Genomic DNA, 14,419 nt, shown 5'->3' on the forward strand with positions numbered 1-14,419 from the left:
TAATTTTATTCATCAATTAATTTTACTTCTAAATCGTCCATACTTAAGTTTATTTTTTCGAAAGATTTAAGAACCTTTCCAGTTCCCTCAGCTACGCATCTTACAGCATCTTCTGCTACATTAACCTTAACACCAGTTCTTTGCTCAATGAATTTATCTAAACCATTTAGTAAAGCTCCTCCACCAGTCATAAGAATTCCTTCTTCAATTATATCAGCAGCTAATTCTGGTGGTGTTTTTTCAAGAACAGAATGTACAGCTTCACCAATTATACCTACCTCATCTTTTAATGCTACTCTAAGCTCTTCACTATCTACCTTTATAATTCCAGGCAGACCAGTTATTAAATTTCTCCCTTTTACTTCCATTAGTTCATTTCTATTGCCTTTTACAACTGTTGCAACATTTATTTTAAGTTCTTCAGCAGTTCTCTCACCAATCATAAGTCTGTATTTATTTCTAACAAACTTAATTATAGCTTCATCAAATTTATCACCAGCGACCTTTACAGATTCTCTAATAACAATTCCACCTAAAGATATTATAGCAATGTCTGCAGTTCCTCCACCTATATCAACAACCATATGCCCACTAGCCTTTGATATATCTAATCCAGCTCCTATTGCAGCAGCTAATGGTTCTTCTATAAGATATACATTTTTAGCTCCTGCATTCTTAGCAGCATCTATAACTGCTCTTTTCTCTATTTCAGTTGCTTGAGAAGGTATGCACACCATAACCTTTGGCGCTGATATTCTTCTATTTCCAACACCTTTTTTAATGAAATATTTTAACATAGCTTCTGTCATTTCATAATCTGATATTACACCATTTCTCATAGGTCTTAATGCTACTATATTTCCTGGTGTTCTACCAATCATTTGTCTTGCAGCTTCTCCTACTGCTAAAACTTTGTTTTTATTTTTGTCTATTGCTACCACTGATGGCTCTTTTAAGACTATACCTTTATCCTTCATATAGACAAGAACTGTTGCTGTCCCAAGATCTATGCCCATATCTGTACCTTTTCTCCAAAACCACATACTTACACTCCCTAATATATAATAAAATCATTATTTTGTCGTAAAATTATACATAAATACTAACTTTTATTATATAAGGAATATTTTTATCATTCAACAATTTTATACTTTAACTTGGTAGCTTTTCCACCTCTTATATGTCTTTCAGCCTTATTTAAATCCAATATACTTTTTGCCTCTTCAGCTATATCTGGATTTATTTTAGGCAACCTTTCAGTCATATCTTTATGTATAGTACTCTTACTTACTCCGAAAACCTTAGCTGTTTTCCGTATAGTAGCTCTTGAATGAATAATGTACTGAGCTACTTCTAAAACTCTTTCCTCAATATAATCTTTCAAGAACCTTACCTCCTTAAAAATATTACTATTATTTAATCAGCTGCCTAAAGGGCAGCTGATTATCTCTTAAATTATTCTCTTACTGGAATATCCTTTAAATATTTTTGTGGATCTACTGGTTCTTTAGAATTTTCCATATGGAACATTAAATAAGTTTCAGAAACTCTATCACTTGGGCTATTTTGAATAGTTCTTCCAACTTTACCTATAGAATCTCCTTTTTTAACAGTATCTCCCTCTTTAACTTTTATTTCAGGATCTAAGTTGCCATAAAATCCAACAACACCATTTTGATGCTCTATCTTAACAAAGCATCCTTCTTTTGAATTTCCTTTTCCTGCTTCTACAACCTTCCCATCACTAATAGCTAAAACCTCTGTTCCTTCAGCAACTTCAATATCTATACCTTTATAAACAGATGCACTTTGACCTGATTCATTTAATCTAGGCTCTAAGTTATATACTCTTGTTATAACTCCATCTTTAACTGGTGATATAAAACTTTGGCTTTGGTTTGAAGTAGCCACAGATTCATCTGTATTGTTTCCTTCAGCTTTTTCTTCTACATTCTCTTCATTAGATGCATGTTCTTCTGAATCACCAACATCCTCTGTTTTTCCTTCAACTAGCTCTGCATCATCAAATGTATTACCAGTTGCAGCACTATTATCCTCTGTATTTTCTATACTATTTTCTGCTATACTTTCATCTCCTGTGTTATTCGCGCTCTTATTTGCTACCACTACTCCAACCGTTGCTATTAAGCATAGGCAAACAAATAAAACTACATAAAATCCATCCTTTTTAATAAATCTCTTAAATTGGTCTTTTTTATTCATTTTCAACACCTCCGTTACTAATTCTGTCCATTTATCCTAAATTAATACACATATAAAAATCTTTTTTCATAAAAAAATCAACAAGCAAATAAATATTTGCTTGTTGATTTTAATTAATTATACATAAAAACCTTATTAATTTTTTCTATCTTACTTCCTTTAAAATAATGTTCTAATATCTCATCATATTTTTTCCCATTCTTCCCCATTACATTAGCTCCCCACTGGCTCATTCCAACCCCATGACCATATCCTAAACACTTTATACTTACTACACTCTCTGAAAACTCTAATGTAAAATTGGCTGAATTTAAAGAAAATATTTTTCTAAAGTCCTTTCCTTTAATTATAGCCTTCCCTATTTTTATGTCATCTACAGTTCCCCCTGTATTTCTATTTAAAATTTCTATTTCTTCTTTTATATTATCTCCTAAATTACTAGTAGGAATCGATTCTTTAATTCTATTCTTAAAATCATTTATTGGAATACTAACTTCACTTTCATACTTTGGTGATATCTCTTCTCCAAGACTCTCAACTGATTTTAAATATGGTACATCTTCTGAGAATACAGCAATTGCATCTTCCGTATTTCCAGAGCTAGTAGAAAAATATTGTGGATATCTTACTAATTCTTGATTATAAGATAAAATTTCACCCTCAGTTTTTTTCACTGCTTCTTGTATCTTTTTTAAATACTCCTCTCCATTTTCTCCCCAAGACTCTTTTCTTTTATTAATATCTAAATACGCCTGACAATGAGTTGTATCACAAATATCTCCTTCCTTAATATTACTACATCCAGAAATCATTTTATTTATGACAAAAGTTCTAGCTAAAACTGCCTGAGCTTTTAAAGCTTCTTCATGGAAAGAAGCAGGCATTTCACTTGAAACTACAGATAAAACATAATCCTCTAAAGGCACCTTTTCAACTTTATTTTCTTTAGATATGTAAACTTCAACTTCTTTTATATTAACTAATTCTGTTAACTTTTGATTTTTCTTTATATCTGTATCCTTACTTTCAGCAATACTAGAACTTGATAAAAACCCAAATAATATAGGTATAATGAATATACTTAATATAACAAAACCAATAAAAATTACTACCTCTAAATTTCTTTTAATCCTCATAACTCCTCCAAAAACTATTAATACAGTCTATATATATGCTAATTCTTTAAAATCTCGAACTCATATTAAAATTATTTAAAAATAAAAAAATCAACAGCAAATGCTGTTGATTTTACTCTCTATTTATGTCAGCGCCTAAAGCTCTGAACTTATTTTCTATTTCAACATAACCTCTATCTATATGGTGTATGTCTGTAACTATTGTTTTCCCTTTAGCTACAAGTCCTGCTAAAACTAAGGCTGCTCCTGCTCTTAAATCTGTTGCTCTAACTTCACATCCTGTAAGTGCTTTTACACCATCAACTAAAGCTGTTCTTCCTTCAACTTGTATGTTGGCACCCATACGTCTTAATTCATCAACATTCATGAATCTATTTTCAAAAACACTTTCTGTTATAATACTACTTCCATTTGCTATACTTAATAAACTCATCATTTGTGATTGCATATCAGTAGGAAATCCAGGATAAGGCATTGTTTTAATATTAATTGGTCTTATATCTTCATTTCCTTTTACTATTATGCTATTTGGCTCATTATCAATTTTTAAAAATTCTACTCCAGTTTCTCTTAATTTAGAAATTACTGCTGAACAATGATCTGTATTTACTCCATTTAATTTTATTTTTGACCCTGTTATTGCTGCTGCAACCATGAATGTACCTGCTTCTATTCTATCATATATCGGTGTATATTTTGTTGAAGTTAAAGCTTCTACACCCTCTATTACTATTTCTCCTGGTTTTTCAGTATAAATTTTTGCTCCCATAGAATTTAAAAATTTAATTAAATCAATTATTTCTGGTTCCTGTGCAGCATTTTCAATAACTGTAGTTCCCTTAGCCATAGTTGCTGCCATCATTATATTCTCTGTTGCGCCAACAGAAGGAAAGTCTAAATACACCTTATTTCCAATTAACTTTTTAGCTTGAATACATACAAATCCATTACCACAATTTTTATCTTCTGCACCTAAAGCTCTAAGGCCCTTTAAATGCAATTCTATAGGTCTTGAACCAATATTACATCCACCTGGTCTAGCTAGTTTAAATTCTCCATATTTAGCTATCATTGGCCCCATTATAAGAAATGAAGCTCTCATTTTTTTTACTAAATTCTCATTTGGTATTAAAGGTTCTCTTTGCAACGGTGGTACAATTAATTTATTATTTTTCTTATCTATATTTAATTCATAACCTAATTGTTCCATAACATCACAAATAGTAAACACATCTTCTAACATTGGTAATTCATTTATAGTTACAATATCATTAGCTAATATAGAACCTGCAATTATTGGTAAAACTGAATTTTTAGCTGTACTAATCTTTACTTCTCCATTTAGTTTTTTTCCACCTTGTATTACTATTTTATCCATATTATCCTCCATTAAAATTATTTTAATATGTTGTGAATATGATAGGTGTTCCTAAAATCAACTTCCTATCTTCCTCATATGTCATAATGGAGTAATTAAACTGATAATCACTCTTAAGATTAATTATTCCTGTAGTTCCATTCTCTAAATTTATCTTTTGTATTCCTATTACATATTTATTATTAATTAATTCTATAAGTTTTTCTTCAATTTCATCTATATTATTATTTTCTCTAATATCACCTTTTATATAAGTGTAATACTTTATATTTGATATGTTTTTATTATGAATAACTTGAAAATATTCCTTAATATAATTAAAATCAACTCTATACTTAGAAATAATTTCTATTTGAACTCTATTTTTTTTATTTTCTTTTATTAAACTAACATTTAATTTAATTTCATCATTAGAATTTTCTAAATATAAACTATCTTCTTTTTCTTCTACAATAATGAAATCTTTAATTTTAAGAGAATTACATAAATTATTTAATTCTTTATTGATATTTTCATTAATTAAATATTCTATTTTCATTCCATACTCTTCTATATCACAAAGTTCTTCTGATACTTTAGTATAAATCTCATTTTCTAAATTACTAATGCTTGGACAAAAAATAAACGAGAAACAAAACATTATCATTGTAAAAATATTTTTATTCATCACTATCCCCACCCTTCTTCTTAATTATTGTCAGGGATAGTTTTTTTATACAATAATTGCCTTTCATATTATCAATATATTAAAATCATAAAAAAAAGTTCTATTAAATTACATAAAAACATTTATTACACCAAAAAAAAGCATACAGTTTCCTGTATGCTTTAAATAATCTACATTTCTTTTAACTTTAATCTAGACATAGCTCTCGCTAAAGCTAATTTAGCTCTCTTTACATCTATCTCATCAGTCTTATTTTTTAATCTTTCCTCTGCTCTTTGCTTAGACTCTAAAGCTCTTGCTTGATCTATTTCTTCTGGCCATTCTGCAGAATCTACACAAAATGTAACTTCATTATCTTGAACCTTTATTAATCCTGTTGAAGTAAATAAGTACTTACTTTCACCATTTTCATCATCTACTCTTGTAACTGTTGGAGTAGTAGCTGTTATATAAGGTTGGTGACCAGCTAATATTTCAAACTCACCAAGAGCATTTTTACATAAAACTCTTGTAACTTCACCTGAAATAAGAACCTTTTCTGGTGTTGTTATAGTTAACTTGAATTTATTCATTTTTATTCACCCCTTTTATTGGGCTATTTCTTTAGCTTTTTCTAGTACTTCATCTATTGATCCAGCGAATAAGAAAGCTGATTCTGGAACATTATCATGTCTACCTTCTAATATTTCTTTGAAACCTCTTATAGTTTCTTTTATTGGAACATATCTACCTTGCATTCCAGTGAATTGTTCTGCTACTGTGAATGGTTGTGATAAGAATTTTTGTATTCTTCTTGCTCTAGCAACGATAAGTTTATCTTCGTCAGCAAGTTCATCAACACCAAGGATAGCGATTATATCTTGAAGTTCTTTATATCTTTCTAATATATGCTTAACTTTTGAAGCAACTTCATAGTGTTCTTCTCCAACAATTCTTGGATCTAGTATTCTTGATGAAGAATCTAGTGGATCAACTGCTGGGTAAATACCAATCTCAGCTATACCTCTTGATAAAACTGTTTTAGCATCAAGGTGGTTGAATGTTGTAGCTGGAGCTGGGTCAGTTAAGTCATCGGCAGGTACGTATACTGCTTGAACTGATGTGATTGATCCATGAGTAGTTGATGTAATTCTCTCTTGAAGAGCACCCATCTCTGTAGCAAGTGTTGGTTGGTAACCAACAGCTGATGGTATTCTTCCTAATAAAGCTGAAACCTCTGATCCAGCTTGTGAGAATCTGAATATATTATCTATGAATAATAACACGTCTTGACCTTGATCTCTGAAGTACTCAGCCATTGTAAGTCCTGTTAACGCAACTCTCATTCTTGCTCCAGGTGGTTCGTTCATTTGTCCAAATACTAGTGCAGTATTTTTTATAACTCCTGAATCCTTCATTTCGTAGTAAAGGTCATTACCTTCTCTTGATCTTTCTCCAACCCCTGTAAATACAGAAAGTCCACCGTGCTCTTTAGCTATATTGTTGATAAGCTCTTGGATAAGAACTGTTTTACCAACACCGGCTCCTCCGAATAGACCAATCTTACCTCCTCTTTGGTAAGGTGCTAAAAGGTCTATAACCTTTATTCCAGTTTCAAACATTTGAGGAACAACTGATTGCTCTTCAAATGATGGAGCTGGTCTATGAATTGGATATTTTTCTTCATTATTAACTTCTGCTCCACTATCTAGTGGTTTACCTAATACGTTAAATATTCTTCCTAATACGCATTCACCAACTGGTACTGATATAGGTGCTCCTGTATCAACAGCTTCTACACCCCTTCTTAATCCTTCAGTAGCTTCCATAGCTATAGTTCTAACTATGTCATCTCCTACGTGTTGCTCTACCTCACAAACTAAGATTTTTCCATCGTCCATTTTAATGTGTATTGCATTAAATATATTAGGAAGTTCATCATTTGCAAACTTTATATCTACAACTGGTCCAATAACCTGAACTACTTTACCTATATTATTAGACATTTTGAGTACCTCCTTATTTTTGTGCTTCTGCTCCACCAACAATTTCTGATATCTCTTGAGTTATAATACTTTGTCTTATTCTATTGTACTTAGCATCTAATGAGTTTAATAAATCATCGGCGTTTTTAGTTGCTCCGTCCATTGCCTGCATTCTAGCACTTTGTTCACTAGCTTTTGAATTAAACATAGCATTCATGAATTTACCTTTTAAGTATGATGAAACTAATGAATCTATTATTTCATCTTCATCAGGTTCAATTACAAAAGAAACCTTACCTTTTTCTCCAGTTAAATCTAGTGGTAATAATTTCTCTTCAACGACCTCTTGTTTAACAGGTGAAAAGAATTTAGTATAAACTAAATTTATTTCTCCAAAATTTCCATCAGTAAATTCTTTAACAGCTCTATTTACTATAGTTGATGCATCACCAACGTTTGGTGTATCTCCTAAATCAACATATTCTGCTAAAGTAGAAATCTTGTTTTTCTTAACATAATGGATACCTTTTTTACCTACTACTATTGCTTCTATGTTGTCAATATTATTTTCATATTCATCTCTTACAAAAGCGGCAGTATTACCATTAAATCCACCACATAATCCTGAATCTGATGCTAATAATATTATTAACTTTTTAGGGTTATCATTGGATTTAAGTAAAGGATTATTATTGCTATTTAATGATCCGATTAATTCTCTAGCAATTTCATCTAGACTACTAAAATATTGGTTATTTTCACTTAACTTTTGTCTAGCTTTTCTTAACTTAGAAGTGGCAACAAGTCCCATAGCTTTTGTTATTTTTCTTGTGTTTTTGATACTTTTTATTCTTCTTTTAATTTCTAAAAGTCCTGCACCTGCCATTTAAGCTCCACCTCCATTCTTAAAAATGTGGGCATAGCTTTAGTTAAAAAGCTATGCTCTTATTTTACATTAAGAATATTTTTTTAAATTCTACTATAGCGCTTTCTAAAGCAGATTTTATTTCATCATCTAAAACTTTCTTATCTAATATAGCTTTACTAATTTCTCTATGATGAGTATCCATGAATTCTAAGAATTCCTTCTCAAATCTCTTAATATCTGAGACTTTAATATCTAATAAGAAATTGTTAACTGCAGCATATATTATCATAATTTGTTTTTCAACTGCCATTGGCTTATATTGGTCTTGTTTTAAAATCTCGATAAGTCTCTTACCTTTTTCAAGTCTTGCTTGAGTATCTTTATCAAGGTCTGAACCAAATTGAGCAAATGATGCTAACTCTCTATATTGAGCAAGTTCTAGTCTTAATGTACCAGAAACTTGTTTCATTGCTTTTATTTGTGCGTTTCCTCCAACCCTTGAAACTGATATACCAGGGTTAACAGCTGGTCTTTGTCCTGCGTTGAATAACTCAGTTTCTAAGAATATCTGTCCATCTGTTATTGAGATAACGTTAGTTGGAATGTATGCTGTTACGTCTCCTGCTAATGTTTCTATTATTGGAAGTGCTGTTAATGAGCCTCCACCATTTTCTTTTGATAACTTAGCAGCTCTTTCAAGTAATCTTGAATGAATGTAGAATACATCCCCTGGATAAGCTTCTCTTCCTGGTGGTCTTCTAATTAATAGTGACATTGTTCTATAAGCAACTGCGTGCTTACTTAAATCATCATATATTATTAATACATGTTTACCTTTATTCATGAAGTATTCACCCATTGTACATCCTGAATATGGTGCAATGTATTGTAATGGAGCTGATTCTGATGCTGATGCTGTTACAACTATTGAATAGTCCATAGCTCCTTCTTCAGTTAAAGTGTTAACTATATTAGCTACTGTTGATTGTTTTTGTCCAATAGCAACATATATACATATAACATCTTTACCTTTTTGGTTAATTATAGTATCTATAGCTATAGCAGTTTTACCTGTTTGTCTATCTCCTATAATTAACTCTCTTTGTCCTCTACCTATTGGTATCATTGAGTCGATTGCCTTGATACCTGTTTGTAGAGGCTCATTAACAGAACTTCTTTCAAGTATACCTGGTGCTGGTACTTCTATAGCTCTGTATCCATCATTTTTTATAGGACCCTTTCCGTCTATAGGTTGACCTAATGAATTAACAACTCTACCTATTAAGTCCTCACCTACTGGTACTTCAACTATTTTTCCAGTTCTTTTAACGATGTCTCCTTCTTTTATACCTTCTTCAGATCCTAAAAGAACACAACCAACGTTATCTTGTTCTAAGTTAATAGCCATACCGAAAACTTGATTAGGGAATTCTAGAAGTTCACCTTCCATACATTCTTCTAATCCGTAAACTCTAGCAACTCCGTCACCTATCTGTATGATAGTACCAGAATCAACAGTTTCTAACTCTTTTTCGTAGTTTTTTATTTCATTCTTGATTATAGAAGTTATTTCTTCTGGTTTAATATGCATAGACTCACCTCTATTCTCTCTTAAGCATTATAAGTTTCATATCATCAAGTCTAGATTTAACAGTACCATCTATAACATCATCGCCAACTCTAACAAAAAGTCCGCCAATGATACTCTTATCTATCTCTTGCTTTAATAATATTTTCTTTGAGTATTTATTTTCTAACTTTTCTACAAGTCTTTTAACTTCATCTTCTGTTAGTTGAACAACACTTTTTACTTCAGCTAATAAAGTATTGTTTCTTTCTAAATGAATTTTTTCCATTTCTTTTAATTTTTCTTTTAGATAAAGTATTCTATCTTTTTCTATAAGAACCATTAAAAATGAAAGTAATTCATCATCTATTTTTCCTTCAAATATATTTCTGAAAGTTTTCTTCTTTCTTACAGTACTTATTTGAGGATGTTTTATGATTTCATAAAGTTCTTTATTACCGTAAACTATATCACAAATTTCTCTTAAATCATTTAAATATTCTTCAACTTTATGTTTTTCTTCTGCAACTTCATATAGAGCTAAGGCATATCTACGATCTAAATATTCATACATAATTAGATACCTACCTTTTCAATAAAGTCATTTATTAATTCTCTATGTTTAGCTTCATCGATAGATTCTCCAAGTGCTTTTTCTGAAAGCATTACAGAAATATCAACTACTTGTTGCTTTAATTCGTATTTAGCTTTTTCTTCTTCTCTTTGAATTTCAATATTAGCTCTATTTAATATAGCCTCAGCTTCTCTATGAGCATCATCAACTATTTCTTTATAAATTCTATCAGCTTCTTTTTTCTGTTCTTCTCTAAGCTTTCTGCCTTCTTCTTTCGCAGATTTAAGAATTCTTTCATTATCTAATCTTAATCTTCTTGCTTTTTCTGCATCTTCATCAGCTTTTAAGATTGTTTCATCTATAGCCTCTTGTCTTGCGTCGATGGCTCTCTTGATTTTGTCCCAGAAAAAATGTTTTAGTATAAGAATTAAGATTATAAAGTTAATGATTGTAGCTAATATTCTCATAAAATCTAATTCCATATATCAATCACAGCCTCCCTTCGGAGTCAATTATATTAACTCTATTATCTTTATTTATTAATTACTACAAGTTCTTAATAAAAAGTACGCAATTTGATATTAAACAACGAATAATAAGATTATTGAAATTACTAAACCATATATAGCTGTTGCTTCTGAAAGACCAGCTCCCATGATGAATAAACTTTGAATTTTATCTGATGCTTCTGGTTGTCTTGCAGTTGCTTCTATTGCTCCTGCTGTTGCAATTCCTATACCTATTCCGGCTCCTATACCTGCTAATACAGCTATACCTGCTGCTAATAACTTCATATCCATTAAAAATTCCTCCTTTTTTAAATCAAACTAAAGTTATTTTGATTTGTTCCTTTAATTTTTCTTAGTGATCTGCTAACATTTTAATATTTACCATTGTTAGCATTGTAAATACTATCATTTGTATTGTTCCATCAAATACATCGAAGAAACCATGTGCTAGTATTGGCACACCTATTTGAGCAATCCATCCTATATGAGCTAGACCTGAATACATTAAATCTATTAATAGAGTGGCTGCTAGCATATTACCAAATAAACGTAGTGCAAGAGATACTGGGAAAATAATTCTCTCCATTATGTTTAAAGGTAACATTACTGGATATGGCTTGAAATATCCTTTGATATATCCTCCAAGATGACATCTGTATAATGCATTGGCATGAACAACAACAAAGGAAGTAATTGTTAATGCTACTGCAACACTTAAATCTTGAGTTGGAGGTGCAAGCCCTATTAATCCATAAAGGTTTAAGACAAGTAGGAATATTGCTAATGTTCCTATATAAGGTACAAAGCCAATATAACTTTCCCCCATGTTACTCTTTACCAAGTTATAAACTGTTTGATAAAGTGACTCTAAAACAACTTGTAACTTGCCTGGTTTATTTTTAAGATTTTTAGTTGAAACTATAGCAAATATTGTTATAACAAGCATTGCTGCCCATTGAAAAATAATTGTACTACTAATTGTCAAACTACCAACCTTAACTGTAAACATTGGTGCAAAGATATCCACGGAATCACTCCCTTTCTATCTTAGTATTAATTTATATATGTATATAAATATTTATTTATTTTTTGATAAGGCCTTATTCTTTTTAGTATAAATAAATATTGATATCTGATGTGAAATAAATCCTATTAGATAAAATGCTAATTCCTTAACATCTTTCATAAATATTACTGTAAATAAAAGAATCAAAATCATTCTTAATACGAAGCTTAATTGTATTTTTAAAGCTCCTCTTCTTTTATTTATAACCTTATGGATTACAATTGCATTAACTGTGAAATTAATTGTCGCAACTATACTTCCAACTAAAAAAGCCACCCCAAATCTAAAATTAACTAAACTAATTACCAGGGTTGCTATTATCGTCAATAAAATATTAGTTTTCATTACTGAAAAAACTAAACCTTTGATTTTAGCGTTCACGTATAACCTCCATAGTTCCGCAATGTTACTTTACTAATTATATTCCTGAATTTAATATTAATAAAATTTAAATTTTGGTTGAATTTATTAATATTCTGATATTTTAAAGTAATTTTAAGCATTTCCTTCATTTTTACTCTTAAAAACTCTCATTTACTCTTTTTCCAATTATTTTTGAATGTTTTTGAATACTTAGTTTCATTTTTCTGAATTTTTCAATTATTACTCATAATCTTGAGTTAAATTTCGATTACTATTTTCGATTTTGAAATCCTTTTTTGAAAGTTTTTGATGTAAAATCATATATTTTAGTAGCTTTTTCATAAAAAAAATTTCAAACCATTATTTAGAATAAAATATACAACTTAAAAGGTTTTGAATAACCTTTTTAATATTTATTCACATTTTTTTTGATTTTTTTTTAAAAATCTTTCTTTTTTAATATTTTTCTGCACTTTAACCCTATTTTTTTCTATTCTTCATCCTATTATTCATACTTTTTATATAAAATTTAAATAAAACATATATATTTAGTAAGATGAATTTTTATTATTACTTTTGTGCATATTTTTCAATATATTCTTATATATTAATATGTTGCTTTAATTAAAAAAATAAAAAGATGCTATCCTATTAAATGGATAGCATCTTAAAAAATATATATATAATAATGGTAAACTTATTATCTTTCTACGATTAAAGCTGTTCCCATTCCTCCACCTATGCAAAGTGTTGCTAATCCTGTTTTAGCATCTCTTCTCATCATTTCATGAAGTAATGTAACTAATATTCTAGCGCCTGAAGCTCCAACTGGATGTCCTAAAGCTATAGCTCCACCGTTTACGTTAACTTTGTTCATGTCAAAATCTAAATCTTTAGCTACTGCTAAGCTTTGAGCTGCGAAAGCTTCGTTTGCTTCTATTAAGTCAAGGTCTGCAACTGTTAATCCAGTTCCTTCTAATGCTTTTTTAGTAGCATAAAATGGTCCATATCCCATTATTGAAGGATCTAATCCTTTTGAACCATAAGAAACTATTTTACAGATTGGAGTTACTCCTAATTCTTTTGCTTTTTCAGCACTCATAACAACTAATGCAGCCGCACCATCATTGATACCTGATGCATTACCAGCTGTAACTGTTCCATCCTTTTTGAATGCTGGTCTTAATTTAGCTAACTTTTCAGCTGTTGTTCCGAATCTTGGGAATTCATCAGTATCAAATACTATTGGATCACCTTTTCTTTGTGGTATTACAACTGGTACTATTTCATCTTTGAATTTTCCTGCTTTTATAGCAGCTTCTGCTTTTGCTTGAGAGTTTGCAGCAAACTCATCTTGCATTTCTCTAGTTAATCCCCATTGTTCTGCTATATTTTCAGCAGTTATACCCATATGGTATCCATTGAATGCATCTGTTAAAGCATCATTAACCATAGTATCTATCATTTTTCCATCGCCCATTCTTTGACCAAATCTTGCAGTTTTTAAAACGTATGGTCCTTGTGACATGTTTTCCATACCACCAGCTACTATTACATCAGCATCTCCTGCTTTTATCATTTGAGCCGCTAAAGCTACACATCTTAAACCTGAACCACAAACTTTGTTTATTGTCATTGCAGGAACTTCAACTGGTAAACCAGCTTTTACAGCTGCTTGTCTTGCAGTATTTTGTCCTAATCCAGCTTGGATTACATTACCCATTAAAACTTCATCAACATTTTCTGGTTTTACCCCTGCTTTATTTAAAGCTTCTTTAATAACTAAAGCTCCTAAATCTACAGCTGGAACATCCTTTAATGAACCCCCAAATGATCCTAATGCTGTTCTTACTGCACTTGCAATAACTACCTCTCTCATATCAAAAACCTCCCATTTAGGTAAAAATTTATCAAAAATCTATATTTTTTCTAACTGATTTAATTATAACCATAAATTTACTAGCTTTCAATATATTTTGTTAAATTTTAAACAATCTTTTTAATTATTTTTTGGCTTTTTATAAAAAAAGACAGATATTTTAGCTTCACTATAGAAATATCTTATTAAAATTTCTATATTATTCTAAATATCTGTCTATTTATT

16 protein-coding genes are annotated in these 14,419 nt (G+C 30.3%); all 16 read right to left on the bottom strand.

Translation table 11 applies throughout. From position 1 onward, the window contains the following. Positions 1–5: 5 nt before the first annotated feature. The 16 genes from mreB to AC2JAQ_RS13330 all read right to left on the bottom strand — a co-directional run bounded on the left by mreB (position 6) and on the right by AC2JAQ_RS13330 (position 14,194). Positions 6–1,043 carry a rod shape-determining protein MreB gene (gene mreB, locus AC2JAQ_RS13255; RefSeq protein ID WP_488456864.1) on the bottom strand — a complete coding sequence of 346 codons (1,038 nt, stop codon included), beginning with the start codon at positions 1,041–1,043 and terminating at the stop codon, positions 6–8. Positions 1,044–1,132: 89 nt separating this feature from the next. Continuing rightward, complete coding sequence (gene spoIIID, locus AC2JAQ_RS13260; protein WP_423240153.1) at positions 1,133–1,384, bottom strand: sporulation transcriptional regulator SpoIIID; 252 nt, start codon at positions 1,382–1,384, stop codon at positions 1,133–1,135. Positions 1,385–1,455: 71 nt separating this feature from the next. Continuing rightward, on the bottom strand, positions 1,456–2,223 hold the full coding sequence (locus tag AC2JAQ_RS13265; RefSeq protein ID WP_488456865.1) for a peptidoglycan DD-metalloendopeptidase family protein: 768 nt from the start codon (positions 2,221–2,223) through the stop codon (positions 1,456–1,458). Positions 2,224–2,336: 113 nt separating this feature from the next. Continuing rightward, on the bottom strand, positions 2,337–3,359 hold the full coding sequence (gene spoIID, locus AC2JAQ_RS13270; protein ID WP_488456866.1) for a stage II sporulation protein D: 1,023 nt from the start codon (positions 3,357–3,359) through the stop codon (positions 2,337–2,339). Between the two features lie 112 nt (positions 3,360–3,471). Then, complete coding sequence (murA, locus tag AC2JAQ_RS13275) at positions 3,472–4,737, bottom strand: UDP-N-acetylglucosamine 1-carboxyvinyltransferase (protein ID WP_488456867.1); 1,266 nt, start codon at positions 4,735–4,737, stop codon at positions 3,472–3,474. 22 nt (positions 4,738–4,759) lie between these two features. Beyond that, complete coding sequence (locus AC2JAQ_RS13280) at positions 4,760–5,404, bottom strand: hypothetical protein (RefSeq protein ID WP_488456868.1); 645 nt, start codon at positions 5,402–5,404, stop codon at positions 4,760–4,762. Positions 5,405–5,574: 170 nt separating this feature from the next. After that, positions 5,575–5,976: a F0F1 ATP synthase subunit epsilon gene (locus AC2JAQ_RS13285; protein ID WP_488456869.1), complete on the bottom strand. Its 402-nt coding sequence runs from the start codon at positions 5,974–5,976 to the stop codon at positions 5,575–5,577. Positions 5,977–5,991: 15 nt separating this feature from the next. After that, on the bottom strand, positions 5,992–7,389 hold the full coding sequence (atpD, locus tag AC2JAQ_RS13290) for a F0F1 ATP synthase subunit beta (RefSeq protein WP_488456870.1): 1,398 nt from the start codon (positions 7,387–7,389) through the stop codon (positions 5,992–5,994). Between the two features lie 13 nt (positions 7,390–7,402). Next, on the bottom strand, positions 7,403–8,254 hold the full coding sequence (gene atpG, locus AC2JAQ_RS13295) for an ATP synthase F1 subunit gamma (protein ID WP_488456871.1): 852 nt from the start codon (positions 8,252–8,254) through the stop codon (positions 7,403–7,405). Between the two features lie 64 nt (positions 8,255–8,318). After that, positions 8,319–9,827: a F0F1 ATP synthase subunit alpha gene (gene atpA / locus AC2JAQ_RS13300; protein WP_488456872.1), complete on the bottom strand. Its 1,509-nt coding sequence runs from the start codon at positions 9,825–9,827 to the stop codon at positions 8,319–8,321. Positions 9,828–9,837: 10 nt separating this feature from the next. Next, on the bottom strand, positions 9,838–10,377 hold the full coding sequence (locus tag AC2JAQ_RS13305) for a F0F1 ATP synthase subunit delta (protein ID WP_423240162.1): 540 nt from the start codon (positions 10,375–10,377) through the stop codon (positions 9,838–9,840). 2 nt (positions 10,378–10,379) lie between these two features. After that, positions 10,380–10,859, bottom strand: a complete 480-nt coding sequence (locus tag AC2JAQ_RS13310; protein WP_488456873.1) for a F0F1 ATP synthase subunit B — start codon at positions 10,857–10,859, stop codon at positions 10,380–10,382. A 99-nt stretch (positions 10,860–10,958) separates the two neighbouring features. Continuing rightward, on the bottom strand, positions 10,959–11,177 hold the full coding sequence (gene atpE / locus AC2JAQ_RS13315) for an ATP synthase F0 subunit C (RefSeq protein WP_011592986.1): 219 nt from the start codon (positions 11,175–11,177) through the stop codon (positions 10,959–10,961). A gap of 61 nt (positions 11,178–11,238) precedes the next feature. Continuing rightward, a complete protein-coding gene (locus AC2JAQ_RS13320; RefSeq protein WP_423240164.1) occupies positions 11,239–11,913 on the bottom strand; it encodes a F0F1 ATP synthase subunit A in 675 nt (224 codons plus the stop codon). Between the two features lie 51 nt (positions 11,914–11,964). Continuing rightward, positions 11,965–12,333 carry an ATP synthase subunit I gene (locus AC2JAQ_RS13325; protein WP_488456874.1) on the bottom strand — a complete coding sequence of 123 codons (369 nt, stop codon included), beginning with the start codon at positions 12,331–12,333 and terminating at the stop codon, positions 11,965–11,967. Between the two features lie 682 nt (positions 12,334–13,015). Next, entirely contained in the window at positions 13,016–14,194 is a 1,179-nt protein-coding gene (locus tag AC2JAQ_RS13330; RefSeq protein ID WP_488456875.1) for an acetyl-CoA C-acetyltransferase, read from the bottom strand. Between the last annotated feature and the right edge of the window lie 225 nt (positions 14,195–14,419).

It is taken from the genome of Clostridium sp. LIBA-8553, assembly GCF_057782465.1.

Bases quoted from the DNA above. Each gene is read 5' to 3' on its own strand.
- mreB (WP_488456864.1), bottom strand. From the start codon at position 1,043: ATGTGGTTTTGGAGAAAAGGTACAGATATGGGCATAGATCTTGGGACA.
- AC2JAQ_RS13265 (WP_488456865.1), bottom strand. From the start codon at position 2,223: ATGAATAAAAAAGACCAATTTAAGAGATTTATTAAAAAGGATGGATTT.
- spoIID (WP_488456866.1), bottom strand. From the start codon at position 3,359: ATGAGGATTAAAAGAAATTTAGAGGTAGTAATTTTTATTGGTTTTGTT.
- murA (WP_488456867.1), bottom strand. From the start codon at position 4,737: ATGGATAAAATAGTAATACAAGGTGGAAAAAAACTAAATGGAGAAGTA.
- AC2JAQ_RS13280 (WP_488456868.1), bottom strand. From the start codon at position 5,404: ATGAATAAAAATATTTTTACAATGATAATGTTTTGTTTCTCGTTTATT.
- AC2JAQ_RS13285 (WP_488456869.1), bottom strand. From the start codon at position 5,976: ATGAATAAATTCAAGTTAACTATAACAACACCAGAAAAGGTTCTTATT.
- atpD (WP_488456870.1), bottom strand. From the start codon at position 7,389: ATGTCTAATAATATAGGTAAAGTAGTTCAGGTTATTGGACCAGTTGTA.
- atpG (WP_488456871.1), bottom strand. From the start codon at position 8,254: ATGGCAGGTGCAGGACTTTTAGAAATTAAAAGAAGAATAAAAAGTATC.
- atpA (WP_488456872.1), bottom strand. From the start codon at position 9,827: ATGCATATTAAACCAGAAGAAATAACTTCTATAATCAAGAATGAAATA.
- AC2JAQ_RS13305 (WP_423240162.1), bottom strand. From the start codon at position 10,377: ATGTATGAATATTTAGATCGTAGATATGCCTTAGCTCTATATGAAGTT.
- AC2JAQ_RS13310 (WP_488456873.1), bottom strand. From the start codon at position 10,859: ATGGAATTAGATTTTATGAGAATATTAGCTACAATCATTAACTTTATA.
- atpE (WP_011592986.1), bottom strand. From the start codon at position 11,177: ATGGATATGAAGTTATTAGCAGCAGGTATAGCTGTATTAGCAGGTATA.
- AC2JAQ_RS13330 (WP_488456875.1), bottom strand. From the start codon at position 14,194: ATGAGAGAGGTAGTTATTGCAAGTGCAGTAAGAACAGCATTAGGATCA.